Here is a 20,248-nt window from a genome sequence, read left to right as displayed (position 1 = left end):
GCCCGCTCGGTCAGCTCCCGGGCCGGTTCACCGTGCCCATGAGCAGCGGCAGCCCGGTCGCGGTATCGACCACCGAATAGGCGAAGGCGCGATCCACCGCCAGCGGTGCGGGGCCGGGAGCCGGATCCGGGGCCGGCGGGGCCGGCGTCGCGGACGATTCCGCCGGGTTGTCCGACGCGGTGCCCTTCTCGCCCACGGTGAGCACCGCGGCCGCGCGGGCGTCCGCGAGCGTCGGCGATCCGGGTGCGATCCGGGGCAGTCCCGGCCCGGTGAACAGGCCGGTCAGCCCGGCATCTCGCAGTGGCGCCGCCAGCGCGGTCCAGGTGGTGCTGCGCCACTTCGGCAGGCTCACCGCGTGCGGGGCCGGCGGTGTCGCCGCCAGCGCCACCCGCGCGGCGGTGAACCGGGATCCGGTGGCGACGTCACCGAGCGGGACACCGGGGGCGGGTAGCAGTACCTGCAGAGCGAGGGTGGTGCCGTAATCGATCTGCAGGGCGGTGAAGCCGTCTCCGGCGGTGACCCGCGCGGGCACGGTGCCGTGCATCGTCGGCGGGTCGAGCGCTGCACCGTCGGCGGCGGTGAAGGGCGCGGGTTTCGTCCGTGACGGGTCGAACGGGAATCGCCACGCCGCCGCGAGATAGGCAGTGGTGACCGCGGCGAGACGGGTGCTCGCATCCACCCGCAGCGGCGCCGCGGTCAGTGCGCTGCCGGTGTTCACCGCGACCCATTCACCCAGCGGCTCGTTCACCCCGAGCGAGAAGTCCACCGGGTACACGCCGATGCCGTAGGAGGCGGCCAGCGCGTCGAGGAACTCGCGCCGCGCCGTGCCGTCCGGGTTCTGCTGCGGCCGCTTCGCCGTCAGCAGCGCCACCTGTGACTGGAACAGCGGAGCCGCAGGTGGAGAGGTCGACGACACGGTGCCCGGGTCACCCGCCCACTGTGCGGTCTGGCCGGTCAGAGCCGCCATCGCCTTCGGGAGATCCTTCGCGGCGCCGAATCCGGCATCGTCGAGCTGCGCGGCACTCTCCCCGCTCGCGCCGGCCCGGAGCATGCCGAGCAGGGTCAGCACCGACCACGGCGAGACGGCGGTGCCCGCGGCGCGGGGATCGCCCATCGCCAGCCGTGCGCCCAGACCGGTGGCGGTGCCCACCAGGGCGGTCACGTCCGGCCGCGTCTCGTCGATACCGACCTGCTCGAAGGCGGTCTTCGAACGTTCCAGCCCGAGGGTCTTCGGTGCCGACGGTGCCTCGCCGCACGCCGCGAGGGTCGCCGCGGCGAGCAGCGCGACCGCGGCACGTCGGAATTGCATGACGGCCATGGTATCGGCCGCAGGTCACACGCCCGCTCGCTCCAGCAGCGCGCGGCCATTGTGCCAGAGCACCTTGCGCATCCACTCGTCACCGAGACCGAGCCGGGCCAGCCCGAACAGCTGGTGGGCGTACGGGTAGGGGATGTTGGGGAAGTCGCTGCCCAGCACCACCTTGTCGGCGAGGGCGCCGAGCCGCTGCAGGTAACCCGGCGGCATGGGCGCGGAGCGCTCGGTGAAATCGGTCGCCGCCATCGTGGTGTCGAGGTACACGTTCGGGTGAGTCTCGGCGAGGTCGGCGAACCGGTCGTACTCGGGCATCCCCAGGTGTGCGATCACCAGCGTCAGCTCCGGATGGCGTCGCAGCACCTCCGCGACCCGCCCGGGACCGGTGTACGGCCCCTCGATGGGGCCTGATCCGGCGTGGATCACCACGGGGATCCGGGCCTGGGAGAGTGCCGCCCAGGCCGGGTCGAGGAGCGGATCGTCGGGCGCGAAGACACCCACCTGGACGTGCATCTTGAACAGTCGTGCACCACCGGCGATCGCGGCCGCCACGTACTCGCCGACACCGGGTTCGGGGTAGAGGGTGGCGCAGTGGATCGCGTCGGGCACGCGGCGGGCGAAGTCCGCGCACCAGTCGTTGAGCCAGACGGCCATCCCCGGCTTGTGCGGGTAGGTCAGCGCGGGAATCGCACGTACGCCCATACCGCGGATCAGTTCCAGCCGGGTCGGCTCGTCGAACCGGTACGCGATCGGCCACTCCCTGCCGTACTCGGTGCTCGCGCGGTCGAAGAAGTCCCACACCTTGACCAGCATCGGCTCCGGGAGGAAGTGCACGTGGATGTCCGCCAAGCCCGGGATTCCCAGTGCATCGAGGTACGCCGGGATCTGTTCGTCGGAACTCGGACCCGGCGTCGTGATCGGTCCGGCCATGTCCCGAATCTACCCATTCAGTGAGTCGGCGTTCACTGAATCGTGGTGACCGCTCAGCGGGGCGCGTACATGATCACGGCCACGCCGACCAGTGCGGTCAGGGCGCCGATCACGTCCCAGCGGTCCGGGCGGAAGCCGTCGGCCACCATCGCCCACGCCAGTGATCCGGCGATGAAGACTCCGCCGTACGCGGCGAGGATGCGCCCGAAGTTCGCATCCGGCTGCGCAGTGGCGACGGCGCCGTAGAGCCCGAGTGCGGCGACTCCCGCACCGATCCACAGCCAGCCGCGCTGCTCCCGGATTCCCTGCCACATCATCCAGGCGCCGCCGATCTCCAGGAGTGCGGCCGCACCGAACAGCAGGATCGACTTGATTACGGTCACGTGGTCACCCTATCGACTCCACCGGCTCCGAGTACCGTCCGAACAGGGTGTGGTCTCGATGACCTCATCGAACATATGAGCGTATGATGGAGTCGTGGGTTGGGGAAGCGGGCCCCGTAGCTGGGCCGATATGGAGCGCGTGCTCTCGGGGCGCGCTCCGGTGCAGCGCGCGGAACCTCCGGGCGACGGTGGCGACGCGCCCGCCTGGTCCCGTAAACGCGAGCCGTACATCCCCCTCGGAGAGCGCCCCGGGGTCTCCCGTGTGCCGTACGCCGAACTGCACGCGCACACCGCCTTCAGCTTCCTCGACGGTGCGGCGCAGCCGGAGGAGATGGTCGAGCAGGCGCACGCACTGGGGCTGCAGGCCCTCGCGATCACCGACCACAACGGCTTCTACGGTGTGGTCAGATTCGCCGAAGCCGCACTGGAACTGGGAGTTCCCACCGTCTTCGGTGCCGAACTGTCCCTGGAGCATGATGCCGTGCGCACCGGTGGGGAGGATCCCTCCGGTGAGCACCTGCTGGTACTGGCCCGCGGCCAGGAGGGCTACCGGCGGCTCTCCCGTGCGATGGCGCAGGCGCACATGGAGGCGGGGGAGAAGGGGCTGCTGCGTTTCGATTCGGACCGGCTCGCCGAATGGTCGGGTGGTCATTGGCACATCCTCACCGGCTGCCGCAAGGGGGCCGTCCGGCGCGGCCTGGATACCTCCGGTCCCGACGGTGCCACCGCCGCCCTCGCCCGGCTCGTCGATCGGTTCGGCCCGGGCCGGGTGGGTATGGAACTCACCGTGCACGGCACCGCGGAGGACGAGGAGCGCAATCACCTCCTGGCCGGCGTCGCCGCCCGCATGGGCGTGGCCACCGTCGCCACCACCGGCGCGCACTTCGCCCGGCCGGACCAGCGCCGCCTCGCGGCCACCCTCGCGGCGATCCGCGCTCGCCGCAGTCTCGACGAGCTCGACGGCTGGCTGCCCGCGGCCGGCGCGCACCTGCGCTCGGGGGACGAGATGGCGCTGCTGTTGCCCGAGCATCCCGGGGCCATCGCCACCGCTGCCGAGCTCGGCGCGGAATGCGCCTTCAACCTGCGGCTGATCGCGCCGAACCTGCCGCCCTTCGACGTTCCCCCCGGGCACACGGAGGCCACCTGGCTGCGGGAACTCGTGCGGCGCGGTGCCGCACAGCGGTACGGCCCACCGGAGAGGAATCCGAGGGCCTACTCGCAGATCGAGCACGAACTGAACGTGATCGAGACCCTCACCTTCCCCGGCTACTTCCTCATCGTGCACAGCATCGTGAGCTTCTGCCGGGACAACGACATCCTCTGTCAGGGCCGCGGCAGCGCCGCGAACTCGGCGGTCTGCTTCGCGCTCGGCATCACCGCGGTGGATCCAGTGCGCAACAAGCTGCTGTTCGAGCGGTTCCTCGCCCCTGAACGCGACGGCCCTCCCGATATCGACGTCGATATCGAATCCGACCGGCGGGAGGAGGCGATCCAGTTCGTCTACCGCCGGTACGGGCGGGACTACGCCGCGCAGGTCGCGAACGTGATCACCTACCGCGGCCGGTCCGCGGTACGCGATACCGCGCGGGCGCTCGGCTACTCGCAGGGGCAGCAGGACGCCTGGAGCAAGCAGGTCTCCAGCTACGGCTGGCGTGATGATCCAATACCCGATTCGGTGCCGGTACGGGTGCTCCGGATGGCTTCGCAGATCGCGGACCTGCCGCGGCATCTGGGCATCCACTCCGGCGGCATGGTGATCTGCGACCGTCCGATCGCCGATGTGTGCCCCACCGAGTGGGCACGCATGGAGGGCCGCAGTGTGCTGCAGTGGGACAAGGACGACTGCGCCGCCGCAGGACTGGTGAAGTTCGATCTGCTGGGTCTGGGCATGCTCAGCGCCCTGCACTACGCGAAGGACCTACTGGCCGAGCACAAGGGCATCGACGTCGATTTCGCGCAACTGGACCTGTCCGATGAGCGCGTCTACGAGATGCTGTGCCGAGCCGATTCGGTGGGCGTCTTCCAGGTGGAGTCCCGCGCGCAGATGGCAACCCTGCCCCGCCTGAAACCGCGGAACTTCTACGACCTGGTGGTCGAGGTGGCACTGATCCGTCCCGGGCCCATCCAGGGTGGATCGGTGCACCCCTACATCCGGCGCCGCAACGGGCAGGAGGAACCCGCTGTCGAGCACCCCTCGATGTGGAAGTCCCTCGAGCGCACCCTGGGCGTACCCCTGTTTCAGGAGCAGCTCATGCAACTGGCGGTGGACGTGGCCGGTTTCTCCCCGGCGGAGGCCGATCAACTGCGCCGGGCCATGGGCTCGAAGCGCTCCACCGAGAAGATGGAGCGGTTGCGGCAACGCTTCTACGATGGTGCCCGCAGCCGGCACGGCATCGAGGGCGAGCTCGCCGACCGGATCTTCGAGAAACTCGCCGCCTTCGCGAATTTCGGTTTCCCGGAGAGTCATTCGCAGTCGTTCGCGTCACTGGTGTTCTACTCGTCCTGGTTCAAGCACTACCACCCGGCGGCCTTCTGCGCGGCGCTGCTGCGGGCGCAACCGATGGGCTTCTACTCGCCGCAGTCCCTGGTGGCCGATGCCCGCCGGCACGGTGTCACCGTGCACGGGCCGTGCGTGAACACGAGCCTGTCCTGGCCGAACCTGGAGGCCGCTGGGATGCAGGTTCGATTGGGACTCGGTGCCGTCCGCACCATCGGAGGCGACCTCGCCGAACGCATCGTCGCAGACCGCGATGCGCACGGCCGGTACACGAGCCTGACCGATCTCGCCTCGCGGGTGGAGCTGACGGTGGCTCAGTCGGAGGCCCTGGCCACCTCGGGAGCGCTGGACTGCTTCGGCCTGGACCGCCGGCGCGCTCTGTGGGAGGCCGGTGCCGCCGCCCGGGAACGCTCCGGCACCCTTTCCGGCACTGCGACCGCCGGGGCGCCTCCCGCCCTGCCGGGGATGAGTGAGACCGAACTCGCGGCCGCGGACGTGTGGGCCACGTCGGTCACCGTCGGCACGTACCCCACCGAGTTCCTCCGGCCCACCCTGGACCGGCTCGGTGTGGTCGCAGCCGACCGTCTGCTCTCGTTGCCCGACGGTGACCGCGTGCTGGTGGGCGGGGCGGTCACGCACCGGCAGCGTCCGGCGACGGCGGGCGGGGTCACCTTCATCAACCTCGAGGACGAGACCGGCATGGTGAACGTGGTGTGTAGTCAGGGTTTGTGGGCGCGGTACCGGCGGCTGGCGCAATCGGCTCCGGCGCTGCTGGTGCGGGGGCGGTTGCAGAACGCCGAGGGTGCGGTGACGGTGGTCGCCGATGGGTTGCAGCGGATGGACCTGTCGGTGCCCTCCCGCTCTCGGGACTGGCAATAGCCAAGGCTAAACTAATTGCCGTGTACAACGAGATCGAGCGGGAACCGGACCGCACCACGGCGCGCGAATTGCGTGACGTGCTCGCGGATCTGCGGACCCGTGAACCGGTCTTCCACGGGCCGCAGTGGTGTACCCGAGAGGACTTCCTCGCGAGTACCGCCGAGGATTTCTGGGAGATCGGGGCTTCCGGGCAGCGGTACAGCCGTGATTACGTCTGGTCGGTGATCGAACGGCGACTCGCCGATCCGCCGGACGAGTCCGACTGGGAGACCAGTGAGTTCCACGTCCGGTCGCTCGGTTCGTCGACCTATCTGCTCACCTACACGCTGGCCCAGGGCGGACGGATCACCCGCCGGCTCACGGTGTGGAGGCGCCGCGAACACCGTTGGTCGGTGCTCTTCCATCAGGGCACCGTCGTCCCCGACCACTGAGCCGGCAGGCGCGCCGTGCCCGTGCCCGTTCCGCGCGGCCCGTGCGGCCCGTGCGGCCCGTGCAGTGCGATCATGGAGGAATGAGCTCGCGCACCGTGACCTGCACCATCAAGCCGGGTAGCCGCAAGGGGCCGGTCGTGGAAACCGCCGACGACGGCACGCTCACCCTGTTCGTCCGCGAACCCGCGACGGAGGGGAAGGCCAACAAGGCCGCCGTCGTGTTGCTGGCCTCCCATCTGGGGGTGCCGAAGTCACGGGTGCGGCTGATCGCGGGCCAGACCAGCCGGATCAAACGGTTCGCCATCGACGACTGACGACCGACCGCTCGATCGCCCTGCCCGATCGCCGCGCCGGCGGTGATGGCATGCTGGACGGTGCAGCTGGTCTGCCGCCCGAAGCCTCGGCCGCGGCATCGAAGCGCCCCGGTCCGCCGCGGCGTGAAGAGGGAACCCGGTGGGAATCCGGGACTGTCCCGCAGCGGTGAGCAGGAACGAAAGTCGCGATCACGCACTGGGCCACGAGCCTGGGAAGCAGCGACCGGTAGGACAACAACGACAAGAGCCTGCGAGTCCGAATACCTGCCCGCTGTACCGGACGCGCCGCGTCCGGTGGTGTGCCGCCTCGCGGAACGGGCGTGCGACCGCAGGTGAACGAGGCGTCCGATCGGCGTGCTCGTCGATCGTGCGTACGCGCCCTGACGGGTGGCCACCGGCCGTAACGCACGAAAGGACGGTCCCATCGTGACCGCACCGCATTTCACCCGCACTGTGCTGGGGGTTCCCCGCATCGGACCCCGCCGAGAACTCAAGCGCGCCATCGAGGGCTATTGGAAGGGCACCGTCGATCGGTCCTCACTCGAGTCGACCGCCGCCGGACTGCGCCGGGACGAGCGTTCCAGACTCGCCGCCGCCGGCCTGGACTCCGTGCCCACCAACACCTTCAGCTACTACGACCAGATCCTCGACACCGCGGTCATGCTCGGTGCGCTGCCGCCACGGGTGGCCGGTATCGGCGATCGCCTCGACCGGTACTTCGCCGCCGCACGCGGCACCGCGGACGTCACCCCCCTGGAGATGACCAAGTGGTTCGACACCAATTACCACTACCTGGTCCCCGAGATCGGCCCCGATACCGTCTTCGCACTCGATCCGGCCGAGCTGCTCGCCGACCTCGACGAGGCACTGGCACAGGGGGTTCCGGCGCGTCCGGTGATCGTGGGACCGATCACCTTCCTCGCCCTGTCCAAGGAGGTCGACGGTGCCGCGCCCCCGCTCACCCGGCTCGCAGAGCTGGTACCGCTCTACTGTGACCTGCTCTCCCGGCTCGCCGACCGGGGAGCGCAGTGGGTGCAGATCGACGAACCCGTGCTGGTCAGCGAAGCGGGCCTGGACCTCGCGGAGGCGGTGGAACAGGTCTACGGCGAGCTCTCCGCGGCCACCGGCCGGCCGGCGATCGCCGTCGCGACCTACTTCGGTTCGCCCGGTCCGTCGCTCGGTGCGCTCGCCGGTACCGCGGTCGAGGCGATCGCCGTGGACGTGGTCACCGATCCCACCGTGGTCAACGAGATCGCGGCCACGCCGGGGCTACAGGGAAAGCTGCTGCTCGCGGGTGTCGTGGACGGCCGGAACATCTGGCGCACCGACCTCGAAACGGCACTCGCGACCCTGGGCACCCTCGCCGGGAGCGCAGGCGCCCTCGCGGTGAGCACTTCCTGCTCACTGCTGCACGTTCCGTACAGCGTCGCCGCGGAGACCGGCCCCGAGCCGTCCGGCGCCGAGGGAGTGAGGGCGTGGCTCGCCTTCGCCGCGGAGAAGGTCGACGAGGTCGTCGTGCTCGCCCGCGCGCTCACCGAGGGCCGACCGGTGGTGGCCGCTGAGTTCGCCGTCGGTGCCGCCGCCCGCGCGGCACGCGAATCCGATCCGCGGCTGTGCGACAACAGCGTACGGGACCGTCTGGCGGACCTGCGGGACAGCGGAGCCGGACGCGGCGCAGCCGCCGAACGCGCCGCCCTGCAACAGCACCGGCTCGGTCTGCCGCTGCTGCCGACCACCACCATCGGCTCGTACCCGCAGACCGGCGCGATCCGCGTGGCACGTGCGGACCTGCGCGCCGGGCGGATCGACGAGGCCGAGTACGTGCGCCGTATGCAGGCCGAGATCGCCGAGGTGGTCTCGCTGCAGGAGTCGCTGGGAATCGATGTGCTGGTGCACGGCGAGCCCGAACGCAATGACATGGTGCAGTACTTCGCCGAGCGACTGGCCGGCTTCCTCGCCACCGACAACGGTTGGGTGCAGTCCTACGGCACCCGCTGCGTGCGTCCGCCGATCCTCTACGGCGATGTCAGCCGGCCCGAGCCGATGACGGTCTCCTGGATCCGGTACGCGCAGACCCTCACCGAGCGCCCGGTCAAGGGAATGCTCACCGGTCCGGTGACGATCCTGGCGTGGTCCTTCGTCCGCGACGATCAACCTCCCGCCGAGACCGCCTACCAGATCGCGCTCGCCATCCGTGACGAGACCGTGGACCTGGAACAGACAGGGGTACAGATCATCCAGGTCGACGAGCCCGCCCTGCGCGAACTGCTTCCGTTGCGTGCGGTGGACCGTCCGGCGTACCTGGACCGAGCCACCGCGGCGTTCCGCCTGGCCACCGCAGGGGTGCGTGACCACACCCAGATCCACACGCACCTGTGCTACTCCGAGTTCGGCGAGGTGATCGGTGCGATCGCCGATCTGGATGCCGACGTCACCTCGATCGAAGCCGCGCGCTCGCGGATGGAGATCCTCGACGATCTCAACGACGCCGGGTTCGCGGGCCAGGTGGGTCCGGGTGTCTACGACATCCACTCACCGCGGGTACCCGCACAGAGCGAGATCGAGACCTCGCTCCGCGCGGCCCTGGATGCGCTTCCGGCGCAGCGCCTGTGGGTCAACCCCGACTGCGGGCTGAAGACCCGGGGCAACGAGGAGACGATCGCCTCGCTGCGGAACCTGGTCGCCGCGGCACGGGCGGTCCGGGCGGGCCTGTAACCCCGCCCGGCCGGTCAACCGTCGATCACCGCGACCAGATCGCCGCCGTCGACCTGGGTGGGCCCGGCGAGGGCCACCCGGGCGACGGTGCCGGCCACCGGGGCGGTGATCGACGCCTCCATCTTCATCGCCTCGATGGTGGCGATCTGGTCGCCCACCTCGACCGTCGAACCCGCGTGCACCGTCGGCGTGACCACACCGGCGAACGGGGCCGCGACGTGCCCCGGGTTCGACCGGTCGGCCCGCTCGGCGGCCGGAACATCCGCTTCGACGGAGCGGTCCCGCACCGAGACGGTGCGCAACTGTCCGTTGAGCGTGCACACCAGGGTCCGGTTGCCGTGCTCGTCCGGCTCGCCCACACCCTCGAGTCTGATCAGCAGTTCCACGCCGGTCGCCAGTTGGACCCGGTGCTCCTCACCCTGGCGCAGTCCGTAGAGGAACTGGTTGGTCGAGAGTTTAGAGACGTCGCCGAACTCCGCGAGATGTTCGGAGAACTCACGCATCGGCCCGGGGAACAGCAACCGGCTCAGCGCCGCCCGGCGCTGATCGGACGATCCGGCGAGCTCCGCGGCCTCGTCGGCCGGTACGTCGTTGACCGGTGCCGCCGCAGCCCGTCCCTCCAGGGCGCGACTGCGCAGCGGTTCGGGCCAGCCGCCGGGTGGGGTTCCCAGTTCACCTCGCAGGAAACCGATCACCGAATCGGGGATGTCGTACCGGGCCGGATCGGAGGCGAACTCATCCGCTCCGACACCCGAGCCGACCAGTGCCAACGCCAGATCACCGACCACCTTCGACGACGGTGTCACTTTCACCAGCCGTCCCAGCATCCGATCGGCTGCCGCGTATGCGTTCTCGATGTCCTCGAACCGCTCGGCCAGGCCGAGGGCACCGGCCTGTTGACGCAGGTTCGACAACTGCCCGCCGGGGATCTCGTGGTGGTACACCCGTCCCGTCGGCGCTTTGAGACCGGACTCGAACGGTGCGTACGCCCCGCGTACGGCCTCCCAGTACGGCTCCAGTGCGCAGACCGCGGCCAGGTCGATCCCGGTGTCCCGGTCGGTGTGCGCGGTCGCCGCCACGATCGACGAGAGCGAGGGCTGACTGGTGGTGCCGGACAGTGGTGCGGCGGCGCCGTCGACGGCGTCGGCTCCGGCCTGCCAGGCCGCGAGGTAGGTGGCCAACTGCCCGCCCGGGGTGTCGTGCGTGTGCACGTGCACCGGGAGATCGAACTCCTTGCGCAGGGCCGTCACCAGAGCGGTCGCCGCAGCCGGCCGGAGCAGGCCGGCCATGTCCTTGATCGCCAGGACGTGCGCGCCGGCCCGCACGATCTGCTCAGCCACACCCAGGTAGTAGTCCAGCGTGTACAGATCCTCACCCGGGTCGCAGAGGTCACCGGTGTACGAGAGCGCGCCTTCGGCGACCGCGGTCCGGGTGGCCAGCACCGCCTCGATCGCCGGGCGCATCTGCTCGACGTCGTTGAGTGCGTCGAAGATCCGGAAGACGTCGACACCGGTCGCGGCGGCCTCGGCGACGAACGAATCGGTGACCTGTTGCGGGTACGGGGTGTAGCCGACGGTGTTGCGTCCGCGCAGCAGCATCTGCAGGCAGATGTTCGGCATCGACTCCCGCAGCAGTGCCAGCCGCTCCCACGGGTCCTCGTGCAGGAACCGCAGCGCCACATCGTAGGTCGCACCGCCCCAGGCCTCCACCGAGAACAGCTGCGGTACCAGGCGCGCCTGGTACGGGGCGATGGTGGTCAGCGCAGAGGTCCGCACCCGCGTCGCGAGCAGCGACTGGTGCGCATCCCGGAAGGTGGTGTCGGTCACCGCGAGTGCCTTCTGCGCGTGTAGATCCGCTGCGAAGCCTGCTGGACCGAGCCTGGTCAGGCGCTGCTTCGAGCCCTCCGGCGGCGGGGCGCCCAGATCGGCCTGCGGCAGTTTGTCGGTGGCGTACACCCGGGTCGGGCGCACCCCGTGCGGCTTGTTGACGGTGACGTCGGCCAGATAGCGAAGGATCTTCGAGGCGGTGTCCGATGAGCCGCGCGCGGTCAGCAGTTCCGGGCGCTCCTCGATGAACGAGGTGGTGACGTTCCCCGCCACGAAGTCGGGATCGGCCAGAACCGCTTGCAGGTAGGGGATGTTCGTGGCGACACCGCGGATGCGGAACTCCGCCAGTGCGCGCCGGGCCCGCACGATCGCCGTCTCCCGGTCCCGGCCACGGGTGGTGAGCTTGACCAGCATCGAATCGAAGTGGGGGCTGATCTCCGCCCCCACTGAAGTGCCTCCGTCCAGGCGGATACCCGCGCCGCCCGGGGTGCGGTACGCGCTGACCCGGCCGGTATCCGGGCGGAAGCCGTCGGTCGGGTCCTCGGTGGTGATCCGGCACTGCAACGCGGCACCGTTGAGACGGATCACCTCCTGTGTCAGACCCAGTTCCGGCAGTGTCGAACCGGATGCGATCTTCAGCTGCGCGGCCACCAGATCGACGTCGGTGACCTCCTCGGTGACCGTGTGCTCGACCTGGATCCGCGGGTTCATCTCGATGAACACGTGCCGGCCCTGCGGGTCCACCAGGAACTCGACGGTGCCTGCGCAGCTGTAGCCGATCGACTCGGCGAACCGCACCGCATCGCCGCACAACCGCTCACGCAGTTCGTCCGAGATGTTCGGCGCCGGCGCCATCTCGATCACCTTCTGGTGCCGGCGCTGCAGGGAGCAGTCCCGCTCGAACAGGTGGATCACGTTGCCGCTGTTGTCGGCGAGGATCTGCACCTCGATGTGCCGTGGGTCGATCACGGCCTCCTCGAGGAAGACCGTCGGATCACCGAAGGCCGATTCCGCCTCCCGGGAGGCGATCTCGATGGCGTCGCGCAGATCGTCGATCGCGGCGACCCGGCGCATCCCTCGTCCGCCGCCGCCGGCGACGGCCTTGACGAAGACCGGGAAGTGCATGTCCTGGGCCGCGGTCAGCAACTCGTCCACATCGGACGACGGTGGCGTCGAGGTCAGTACCGGCAGGCCCGCGGCCCGGGCCGCGGCGATCGCCCGAGCCTTGTTCCCGGTGAGTTCGAGCACTTCGGCGGACGGACCGACGAAGGTGATCCCCGCCGCTGCGCAGGCTGCCGCCAGGTCCGGGTTCTCGGACAGGAAGCCGTAACCGGGATACACCGCATCGGCCCCGGACTGCTTCGCGATCCGGAGGATCTCGTCGACCGTCAGGTAGGCGCGAACGGGGTGTCCCTCCGCGCCGATCTGGTAGGCCTCGTCCGCCTTCTGACGGTGCGGGGAGTTGCGATCCTCGTACGGATACACGGCCACTGTGCGTGCACCGCTCTCCACCGCTGCGCGGAAACCGCGGATAGCGATCTCTCCACGATTCGCCACTAGGACTTTGTTGAACATCTTCTTACGCCACCACCGGTCGTTGCGGAACTCCGACGTACTCACTGAGCGGTCTGATCAGTGCGTTTGCCTCAGTCTGCTCGATGATATGGGCCGTCCACCCGGTGATGCGCGACATCACGAAGATCGGGGTGAAGACCTCGGTGTCGAAGCCCAACAGGTGGTACGCGGGACCGGTGGGGAAGTCCAGGTTGGGCTTGATCCCGGTGGCCTCGGCCATCGCCTGCTCCAGCACCTCGTACATGCGTACCCATTTGGCCCCGTCGGTGCGGGCGGCGACGTCGAGGAAGGCCCGCTTCATCGCCGGGACCCGGGAGTCGCCGCTGTTGTAGACCCGGTGCCCGAAGCCCATCACCTTCTCCTTGCGGGCGAGCTTGCCGAGGATCCAGTCCTTCGCCAGCGCCGGATCTCCGATCTCGGTCATGTCGTGCATGACCGCCTCATTGGCCCCGCCGTGCAGAGGTCCCTTGAGCGCTCCGATCGCGGCGGTGATCGCGCTGTACATGTCGGACATGGTGGAGGTCACCACCCGCGCCGCGAACGTGGACGCGTTGAAGCTGTGCTCGGCGTAGAGGATCAGTGAGACCTCGAAGGCCTTCACCAGTTCCGGTTCGGGCACCTCGCCGAAGCACATGTTCAGGAAGTTCGCGGCGAAGCCGAGCGTGTGATCGGGGGCTATCGGGTCCAGGCCGCGGCGCCGTCGCTGATCGGCCGCGACCACGGTGGGAAGCACCGCCAGCAACCGCAGTCCCTTGGCCTGCAGGGCTTTCGGATCATGGTTCCATTCGTCCGGGTCCTCGGCACCCAGGTAGCTGACGGCGGTGCGCACCACGTCCATCGGGTGCGAGGCCTCCGGGAGCCGCGCCACCAGGCCCAGGAGTGATCGGTCCGCCCGGCGTAGCGCTCGCTCCTGCTGTGAGAACGCGGCCAGTTGCGCCTCGTCAGGCAGTTCACCGTTCCACAACAGGTACGCGACCTGTTCGAAACCGCAGTTCGCGGCCAGGTCCTGCACCGGGTAGCCGCGGTAGGTCAACGAGTTGGTCTCGGGTACCACCTTCGACACGGCGGTGGTATCGACGACCACCCCGGCGAGGCCCTTGTAGATCTGCTGATCGGTCATCATTGGCTCCTGGAGAGTGTGAAATCGAAGATGCCGGTGTCGAATTCGTTGTAACGCTGGTACTGCAGCAGTTCGTACAGGCGGCTGCGCGGCTGCATCCTCCCGAGCAGGTCGCGCTGCGAGCCGGTCGCGGCGATGGCACGCAGGCCCTCTTCGGCGGCGAACATCGCCAGTCGCAGCGTGCTCACCGGGTAGATCACCGCGTTGTAGCCGATCGACTCGAGCGTGCCCGCGTCGATCAGTTCGGACTTGCCGAACTCGGTCATGTTCGCCAGCAGGGGCACCTCGACCGCGGCGCGGAACCGTTCGAAATCGGCCGGGGTGTGCAGCGCCTCGGTGAAGATCAGGTCGGCGCCCGCATCGGCGTAGGCCCGGGCCCGGTCGACGGCGGCGTCGATGCCCTCGATCCCGGCGGCGTCGGTGCGGGCGCAGATCACGAAGTCCCGGTCGCGGCGGGCCGCCACCGCGGCGCGCAGCCGGCGCACCGCCTCACCGACCGGGATCACCGCCTTGCCGTCGAGGTGACCGCACCGCTTCGGGTTCACCTGATCCTCCAGGTGCAGGCCGGCGAGCCCCGCGTCCTCGAGGACGGTGACGGTGCGGGCCGCACTCATGGGCTCGCCGAAACCGGTGTCGGCGTCCACCAGGGTGGGGAGCTCGCTCACCCGGGCGATCTGCTGGGCGCGGGTCGCCACCTCGGTCAAGGTGGTCAGGCCGATGTCCGGCAGGGCCAGGTCGGCGGCGACCACGGCGCCGGAGACGTACACCCCTTCGAAGCCGATCTCCTCGATCAGCTTGGCGGTCAGTGGGTTGAACGCGCCCGGCAGTCGCGCGATGCTCGTCGAGGCCAGAGCGGCGCGCAGCGCGGTGCGCTTGTCGTGAGCGGAGGCGGTGGCGGCCAGCAGGCCGCCGACACTGGCTGCGGCCGGCATCAGAACAACCCGGGGTGCAGGTTCGGCGTGCGCGCGAGAACGTCCTCGCGCACCGTGAAAGTGAGCCGGTCGAGCTCTCCGGCGGCCAGGGTAGGGGTGAGCTGGGCGGCGTCGAGGAAGCGATCCTGCTCGGCCGGGTCGACGACACCGTCGGCCAGGGTGCGGAACTTCTCGATGTACTGCTCGCGGGCGAACGGCCGGGCCCCGAGCGGATGCGCATCGGCGACCGCCAGCTCGTCGACGATGACCTCCCCGGAGCGGAGAGTGATCTCGGCGCGGGCACCGAAGGCCTTCTGGTTCGGGTCGGTGCTGTGGTAGCGGCGCGTCCACTCCGGATCCTCGGCGGTGGAGATCCTGCGCCACAACTCCACGGTGTCGGGTCGCTGTGCCCGCTCGGGCGCGTAGGAGCGCTCGTGATGCCAGCCGCCGTCCTGCAGGGCCACCGCGAAGATGTACATCACCGAGTGGTCCAGGGTCTCGCGGGAGGCGTGCGGATCGAACTTCTGCGGATCGTTCGAACCGGTGCCGATCACGTAGTGGGTGTGGTGGCTGGTGTGCAGCACGATCTTCTCGATCTGCGCCGTATCGGCGATCCGCTCCCGCATCCGGCGGGCGAGGTCGATCGGGGCCTGGCTCTGATACTCCGCTGAGTGCTCCTTGGTGTACGAATCGGCGATGGCGCGCTTGGCCTCCCCGGGGCCGGGCAGCGGCACCTGGTAGACCGCGTCCGGGCCCCCGAGCAGCCATGCGATCACTCCGTCCTCGCCCTCCCACACCGGCGACGGCGCCCCCTCGCCGCGCATCGCCCGGTCCACCGCCTCGACGGCCATCTTCCCGGCGAACGACGGTGCGTACGCCTTCCAGCTGGAGATCTCACCCTTGCGCGACTGGCGGGTGGCGGTGGTCGTGTGCAACGCCTGTCCGATCGCCTGATGGATGGTCTCGACGGGCAGGCCCAACACGGTGCCGATGCCGGCGGCCGCCGACGGACCCAGGTGCGCGACGTGGTCGATCTTGTGCTGGTGCAGGCAGATCGCGCGGACCAGGTCCATCTGGATCTCGTAACCGGTGGCGAGTCCGCGGATCAGGTCGGCGCCGGTGGCGCCGCGGTGCTGGGCCACCGCGAGGATCGGCGGGATGTTGTCACCGGGATGGCTGTACTCGGCGGCCAGGAAGGTGTCGTGGAAGTCGAGTTCGCGCACCGCGGTGCCGTTCGCCCAGGCCGCCCACTCGGGGGAGAACCGGCCGGGGACGCCGAACACCGTCGACCCCGGACCGTAGGGGTGGGCCAGTGCCTGAGCCCGGGCGTTGGCGACCGGCCGGCGGGTGATCGAGGCGGCGGCGACGGCCGCGTTGTCGATGATCCGGTTGACCACCATCTCGGCGGTCTCCTGCGGGACCGCCACCGGATCGGCGGCGACCTGCGCGATCCGCCACGCGAGCTGTTCCTCGCGGGGGAAGTCCTCGGCCGAGCGGCGGGTTCGCACGGTGTGCGTCTGCAATGTGAGCTCCTCTGGTGAAGGGGACGGCGCTGATTCACACGCTATGCACTACTCGATCAACGCGAAACAGGTTGCAGATGTGGATCTCTGTGAAAACCTATGGGCGGTTCTGCGAAACTTGTGAAAGTGAGCGGTGCTAGATTCTGTAGTCATGCAGAGGCTCTACGCGGGCGCGCGGATCAAGCGACTGCGGGACGAGCGCGGCCTCACTCAGACCGCCCTGGCCAAGGCGCTCGACCTCTCGGTCAGTTACGTCAATCAGCTCGAGAACGACCAGCGGCCGTTGTCGGTGCCGGTGCTGATGCGGTTGAACACCACTTTCGACCTGGACGTGGGCTTCTTCGCTCCCGAATCCGACGCCCGGCTGGTGGCGGATCTGCACGACGCGCTCACCGAGAGCGGCAAGGCGGGCGAGATCGGCGCCGCCGAACTCGACGACATCGTCGCCCGGTCACCCGCCGTGGCCCGCGCAGTGGTGGCGATGCACCGGCAGTTGCGGGGCGCCACCGAACAGGTGGAGAGGCTCTCGATCGGCGTCGCCTGTGGTGCCGGTGGCTCCGCTGCCGGCTCGGTCGGTGCACCCGACGGTGCCGTGGCCACCCCGTACGAGGACGTCCGCGATTTCTTCTACGACCGGCGCAATCACGTTCCGTCGCTGGACCTCGCCGCAGAGGAACTGTTCGAGAGCCGCGGGCTGACCGTCGGTGGTCTGGATCTGCAACTGGCGCGACTGCTGCGCGACGAGTACGAGGTCACCGTCCGGATCCGCGAAGGAGAACCCGATCGGCCCGGACCTCGCCGGCACTTCGATCCGGCCGCCAGGGTGCTGACCCTGGCGCGGCGATTGGACCACGGGCAGCGGGCCTTCCAGATCGCCACCCAGATCGGTTTCCTGTCCCAGTCCGCGGCGATGGACCGGATCATCGCCGATGCCGCCTCGCTGCCGTCTCAGTCCCGCGACCTCGCCCGGGTCGGTTTGGCCAATTACTTCGCCGGCGCTTTGATCCTGCCGTACGAGCGGTTCCTGCGCGCCGCCGAGGAACTGCGCTACGACATCGACCTGCTATGTGCGCGGTTCGAGGTCGGTTTCGAGACGGTCTGCCACCGCCTGTCCACGCTGCAGCGGCCGGGACGGCGCGGTGTGCCCTTCTTCCTAGTGCGCACCGACCGTGCCGGCAACATCTCCAAACGCCAGTCCGCCACCGCCTTCCACTTCTCACGGGTCGGCGGCGGCTGCCCGCTGTGGGTGGTGCACGACGCCTTCGCCACCCCCGGCCGGAACCGGATCCAGGTGGCTCAGATGCCCGACGGCCGCAGCTACCTGTGGATCGCCCGGACCACATCCGATCCGGCCACCGGTGGTCACCTCGGGCAGAGACGCGATTTCGCCGTCGGGCTCGGTTGCGATCTCACGCACGCGCACCGGCTGGTGTACTCGCGCGGCCTGGCCCTCGACGACCCCGACTCGTTCACGCCGATCGGCGCCGGCTGCAAGGTCTGTGATCGTCCGCGGTGCGCCCAGCGTGCCTTCCCTCAGCTGGGACGCCCGATCACCGTGGATCTCGACCGCGCCGAGCCGATCCCGTACACCTTCGCCGCTGCCGAGCAGGTCCGCACGTGAGCGCCCGGTTCGGCGCGTGGTGGCGCGAGCGGTACACGTTCACCGGTACCGCCGTGGGGCTGGTGTTCATCTGGCTGTCCCTGACGCCGTCGCTCCTGCCGCGCGGCCCGCTGTTCCAGAGCCTGATCAGCGGGGGAGCGGGTGCGATCGGGTATCTGATCGGTGTCTTCGCGGTGTGGCTGGTGCGCTACATGCGATCGCGGGAGACCAGCGGGCAGCCGCCGGCCGCCGCCTGGTGGACGCTGCTGGTGGCGGGGGCGGTGGGCACCGGGACCTCGGTCTTCTTCTTCGACCGTTGGCAGGACGAGATCCGCGACATGATGGACACCCCGCGCCTGGGCCCGTGGGCCTACGTGCAGATCGCGCTGCTGTCGGTGGTGGTGCTGTACCTGCTGGTGGAGGTGGGGAAGGGGATCCGCGCCCTGGTGCGCTGGCTGATCGGCAAACTCAACCGCATCTCACCGCCACGGGTCTCGGCGGTGGTGGCGACCGTCCTCGTGGTCTTCCTCGGCATCGAGATCATCAATGGCGTGGTGGTGCGCGTGACGATGGACGCGCTCAACAACAGCTTCGCCACCGTCAACCGAGAGGGCGGTACCGATCTGCCGGAGCCGGTCAGCGACCTCCGTTCCGGTGGCCCCGGATCGCTGGTCACCTGGTCGTCCCTGGGGAAACAGGGGCGGGTCTTCGTCTCCAACGCTCAGACCCCGCAGCGGTTGGCCGCGTTCAACGGCCCCCCCGCTGTGGCACCGATCCGCGCCTACGCCGGATTGGAATCGGTACCGGACGAGGTCCCCAACCGGTACCAGGCGATCGCCGAGATGGCGGCCCGGGAACTCGAGCGCACCGGAGGGCTGCTCCGCTCGGTGGTCGCCGTCGCGACCACCACCGGGACCGGCTGGATAAACGAGGCCGAAGCCGGTGCGCTGGAGTACATGTACAACGGCGATACCGCGATCGTGAGCATGCAGTACTCGTACCTGCCGAGCTGGCTGTCGTTCCTGGTCGACCAGGAGAACGCGCGGCAGGCCGGACAGTTCCTGTTCGAGGCCGTGGATCGCAGGATCAAAGCCCTTCCGGAGGGGCAGCGACCGAGGCTGGTGGTCTTCGGCGAGAGCCTGGGCTCGTTCGGTGGCGAGGCGCCGTTCCTGTCCGCCAACAACATCCTGGCCCGCACCGACGGCGCCCTGTTCTCCGGGCCGACCTTCAACAACACGATGTGGGAACAGGTGACCGCGCAGCGTGATCCCGGCTCCCCGCAGTGGCTGCCGGTGTACCAGCAGGGCGCGAACATCCGGTTCGCCGCCGATGCCGCTGACCTGGCGAACCCGCCGGGGCCCTGGGGGCACCCGCGGGTGGTGTACCTGCAGCACGCATCGGATCCGATCGGCAGGTGGAATCCGGACCTGCTGTTCACAGAGCCGGACTGGCTCAAGGAACCGCGCGGCAGGGATGTACTGGGCGTGGTGAACTGGATCCCGATCGTGACCTTCCTGCAGGTCTCCGCGGACATGGCGGTCGCGGCGCAGGTGCCGGACGGTCACGGGCACAACTACGTCCAGGCCGTGGCGGACGCCTGGGCCGCGATCCTGGAACCGCCGGGCTGGACCCCGGACAAGACCACCCGGCTGCGCCCGCTGCTGAACTCCCAGACCGGCTAACCCGCTCCGCCGAAGCCGTTCTGCCGCCACGCCTCGTACGCCACGACGGCAGCGGAGTTGGCCAGGTTCAGCGATCGCCGCCCGGCCAGCATCGGGATGCGCAGCGCAGCGGTGACGTGCGGATCGGAGAGCACCTCGGCGGGCAGCCCGGTGGGCTCGGGACCGAACAGCAGCACGTCGCCGGGGCGGTAGGAGACCTCGTGGTGCCCTCGGGTGGCGTGCGCGGTGAAGGCGTACACCCGCTGCGGAGCGAGCGCGGTCCACGCGGTCAGCAGATCGCTGTGCACTCGCACGTGTGCCAGATCGTGGTAGTCGAGTCCGGCGCGGCGCAGTTTCGGCTCCGACATGTCGAACCCGAGTGGCTCCACCAGGTGCAGCTCGCAGCCGGTGACCGCGGCGATGCGGATCGCGTTGCCGGTGTTGGGGGCGATCCGGGGCTCGAAGAACAGAATGCGGAACACAGGACGAGATCCTGTCACCCGCGGGCGCGGCCCGTCAGGAGAGGTCCGGGTGGCGGGCGTGGTTCCGCCGCCCGGTGCCGATAGACTCG

The 20,248-nt window shown here is 69.6% G+C and carries 14 protein-coding genes and 1 riboswitch; of the genes, 6 read left to right on the top strand and 8 right to left on the bottom strand.

Going from position 1 to position 20,248, the window contains the following annotated elements; genetic code table 11:
• Window positions 1-10: 10 nt before the first annotated feature.
• Genes ACYVHG_RS05365 through ACYVHG_RS05355 form a run of 3 tightly spaced genes read right to left on the bottom strand, consistent with a single transcriptional unit; the run spans window position 11 to window position 2,625 of the window.
• Window positions 11-1,309: a serpin family protein gene (locus ACYVHG_RS05365; RefSeq protein ID WP_461166385.1), complete on the bottom strand. Its 1,299-nt coding sequence runs from the start codon at window positions 1,307-1,309 to the stop codon at window positions 11-13.
• A gap of 24 nt (window positions 1,310-1,333) precedes the next feature.
• Window positions 1,334-2,242, bottom strand: a complete 909-nt coding sequence (locus ACYVHG_RS05360; RefSeq protein ID WP_461166384.1) for an amidohydrolase family protein — start codon at window positions 2,240-2,242, stop codon at window positions 1,334-1,336.
• 53 nt (window positions 2,243-2,295) lie between these two features.
• Window positions 2,296-2,625, bottom strand: coding sequence for a YnfA family protein (locus ACYVHG_RS05355; RefSeq protein WP_461166383.1), 330 nt, complete (start codon window positions 2,623-2,625; stop codon window positions 2,296-2,298).
• A 94-nt stretch (window positions 2,626-2,719) separates the two neighbouring features.
• On the opposite strand from ACYVHG_RS05355, the gene ACYVHG_RS05350 reads away from it, so the two are divergent.
• From ACYVHG_RS05350 to metE, 4 genes are all read left to right on the top strand, one after another.
• On the top strand, window positions 2,720-6,001 hold the full coding sequence (locus ACYVHG_RS05350; RefSeq protein WP_461166382.1) for an error-prone DNA polymerase: 3,282 nt from the start codon (window positions 2,720-2,722) through the stop codon (window positions 5,999-6,001).
• A gap of 20 nt (window positions 6,002-6,021) precedes the next feature.
• Window positions 6,022-6,432, top strand: a complete 411-nt coding sequence (locus ACYVHG_RS05345; protein WP_461166381.1) for a nuclear transport factor 2 family protein — start codon at window positions 6,022-6,024, stop codon at window positions 6,430-6,432.
• Window positions 6,433-6,512: 80 nt separating this feature from the next.
• Complete coding sequence (locus ACYVHG_RS05340) at window positions 6,513-6,746, top strand: DUF167 domain-containing protein (protein ID WP_461166380.1); 234 nt, start codon at window positions 6,513-6,515, stop codon at window positions 6,744-6,746.
• A 110-nt stretch (window positions 6,747-6,856) separates the two neighbouring features.
• Window positions 6,857-7,015: riboswitch (cobalamin riboswitch) on the top strand.
• A 157-nt stretch (window positions 7,016-7,172) separates the two neighbouring features.
• The gene (gene metE, locus ACYVHG_RS05335; protein ID WP_461166379.1) at window positions 7,173-9,461 is read left to right on the top strand and encodes a 5-methyltetrahydropteroyltriglutamate--homocysteine S-methyltransferase; all 2,289 of its coding nucleotides are present in this window, start codon (window positions 7,173-7,175) and stop codon (window positions 9,459-9,461) included.
• 14 nt (window positions 9,462-9,475) lie between these two features.
• Here the strand turns inward: metE and ACYVHG_RS05330 are convergent, their stop codons facing one another.
• Genes ACYVHG_RS05330 through prpD form a run of 4 tightly spaced genes read right to left on the bottom strand, consistent with a single transcriptional unit; the run spans window position 9,476 to window position 16,416 of the window.
• Entirely contained in the window at window positions 9,476-12,862 is a 3,387-nt protein-coding gene (locus tag ACYVHG_RS05330; protein WP_461166928.1) for a pyruvate carboxylase, read from the bottom strand.
• A gap of 4 nt (window positions 12,863-12,866) precedes the next feature.
• Window positions 12,867-13,982 (bottom strand): bifunctional 2-methylcitrate synthase/citrate synthase, encoded by a 1,116-nt coding sequence (locus ACYVHG_RS05325; protein WP_461166378.1) that lies wholly within the window; start codon window positions 13,980-13,982, stop codon window positions 12,867-12,869.
• Window positions 13,982-14,914 carry a methylisocitrate lyase gene (gene prpB, locus ACYVHG_RS05320; RefSeq protein ID WP_461166377.1) on the bottom strand — a complete coding sequence of 311 codons (933 nt, stop codon included), beginning with the start codon at window positions 14,912-14,914 and terminating at the stop codon, window positions 13,982-13,984. The genes ACYVHG_RS05325 and prpB overlap by 1 nt, the downstream gene beginning before the upstream one ends.
• Complete coding sequence (prpD, locus tag ACYVHG_RS05315; protein WP_461166376.1) at window positions 14,914-16,416, bottom strand: 2-methylcitrate dehydratase PrpD; 1,503 nt, start codon at window positions 16,414-16,416, stop codon at window positions 14,914-14,916. Before prpD ends, prpB begins: the two co-directional genes overlap by 1 nt.
• A gap of 151 nt (window positions 16,417-16,567) precedes the next feature.
• Here prpD and ACYVHG_RS05310 point away from each other — a divergent pair, with 151 nt between their 5' ends.
• On the top strand, window positions 16,568-18,037 hold the full coding sequence (locus ACYVHG_RS05310; protein ID WP_461166375.1) for a short-chain fatty acyl-CoA regulator family protein: 1,470 nt from the start codon (window positions 16,568-16,570) through the stop codon (window positions 18,035-18,037).
• Entirely contained in the window at window positions 18,034-19,698 is a 1,665-nt protein-coding gene (locus ACYVHG_RS05305) for an alpha/beta hydrolase (protein ID WP_461166374.1), read from the top strand. The genes ACYVHG_RS05310 and ACYVHG_RS05305 overlap by 4 nt, the downstream gene beginning before the upstream one ends.
• On the opposite strand, the gene ACYVHG_RS05300 is transcribed toward ACYVHG_RS05305, so the two are convergent.
• Window positions 19,695-20,159, bottom strand: coding sequence for a tRNA (cytidine(34)-2'-O)-methyltransferase (locus ACYVHG_RS05300; protein WP_461166373.1), 465 nt, complete (start codon window positions 20,157-20,159; stop codon window positions 19,695-19,697). The genes ACYVHG_RS05305 and ACYVHG_RS05300 overlap by 4 nt on opposite strands.
• Window positions 20,160-20,248 lie beyond the last annotated feature (89 nt).

The organism is Tsukamurella serpentis, assembly GCF_054780975.1.
Note: the sequence above shows the minus strand (reverse complement) of the source record. Positions and strands in the feature narration are given on the sequence as shown.

Bases quoted from the DNA above. Each gene is read 5' to 3' on its own strand.
- ACYVHG_RS05365 (WP_461166385.1), bottom strand. From the start codon at position 1,309: ATGCAATTCCGACGTGCCGCGGTCGCGCTGCTCGCCGCGGCGACCCTC.
- ACYVHG_RS05360 (WP_461166384.1), bottom strand. From the start codon at position 2,242: ATGGCCGGACCGATCACGACGCCGGGTCCGAGTTCCGACGAACAGATC.
- ACYVHG_RS05340 (WP_461166380.1), top strand. From the start codon at position 6,513: ATGAGCTCGCGCACCGTGACCTGCACCATCAAGCCGGGTAGCCGCAAG.
- ACYVHG_RS05330 (WP_461166928.1), bottom strand. From the start codon at position 12,862: ATGTTCAACAAAGTCCTAGTGGCGAATCGTGGAGAGATCGCTATCCGC.
- ACYVHG_RS05325 (WP_461166378.1), bottom strand. From the start codon at position 13,982: ATGACCGATCAGCAGATCTACAAGGGCCTCGCCGGGGTGGTCGTCGAT.
- prpB (WP_461166377.1), bottom strand. From the start codon at position 14,914: ATGCCGGCCGCAGCCAGTGTCGGCGGCCTGCTGGCCGCCACCGCCTCC.
- ACYVHG_RS05310 (WP_461166375.1), top strand. From the start codon at position 16,568: ATGCAGAGGCTCTACGCGGGCGCGCGGATCAAGCGACTGCGGGACGAG.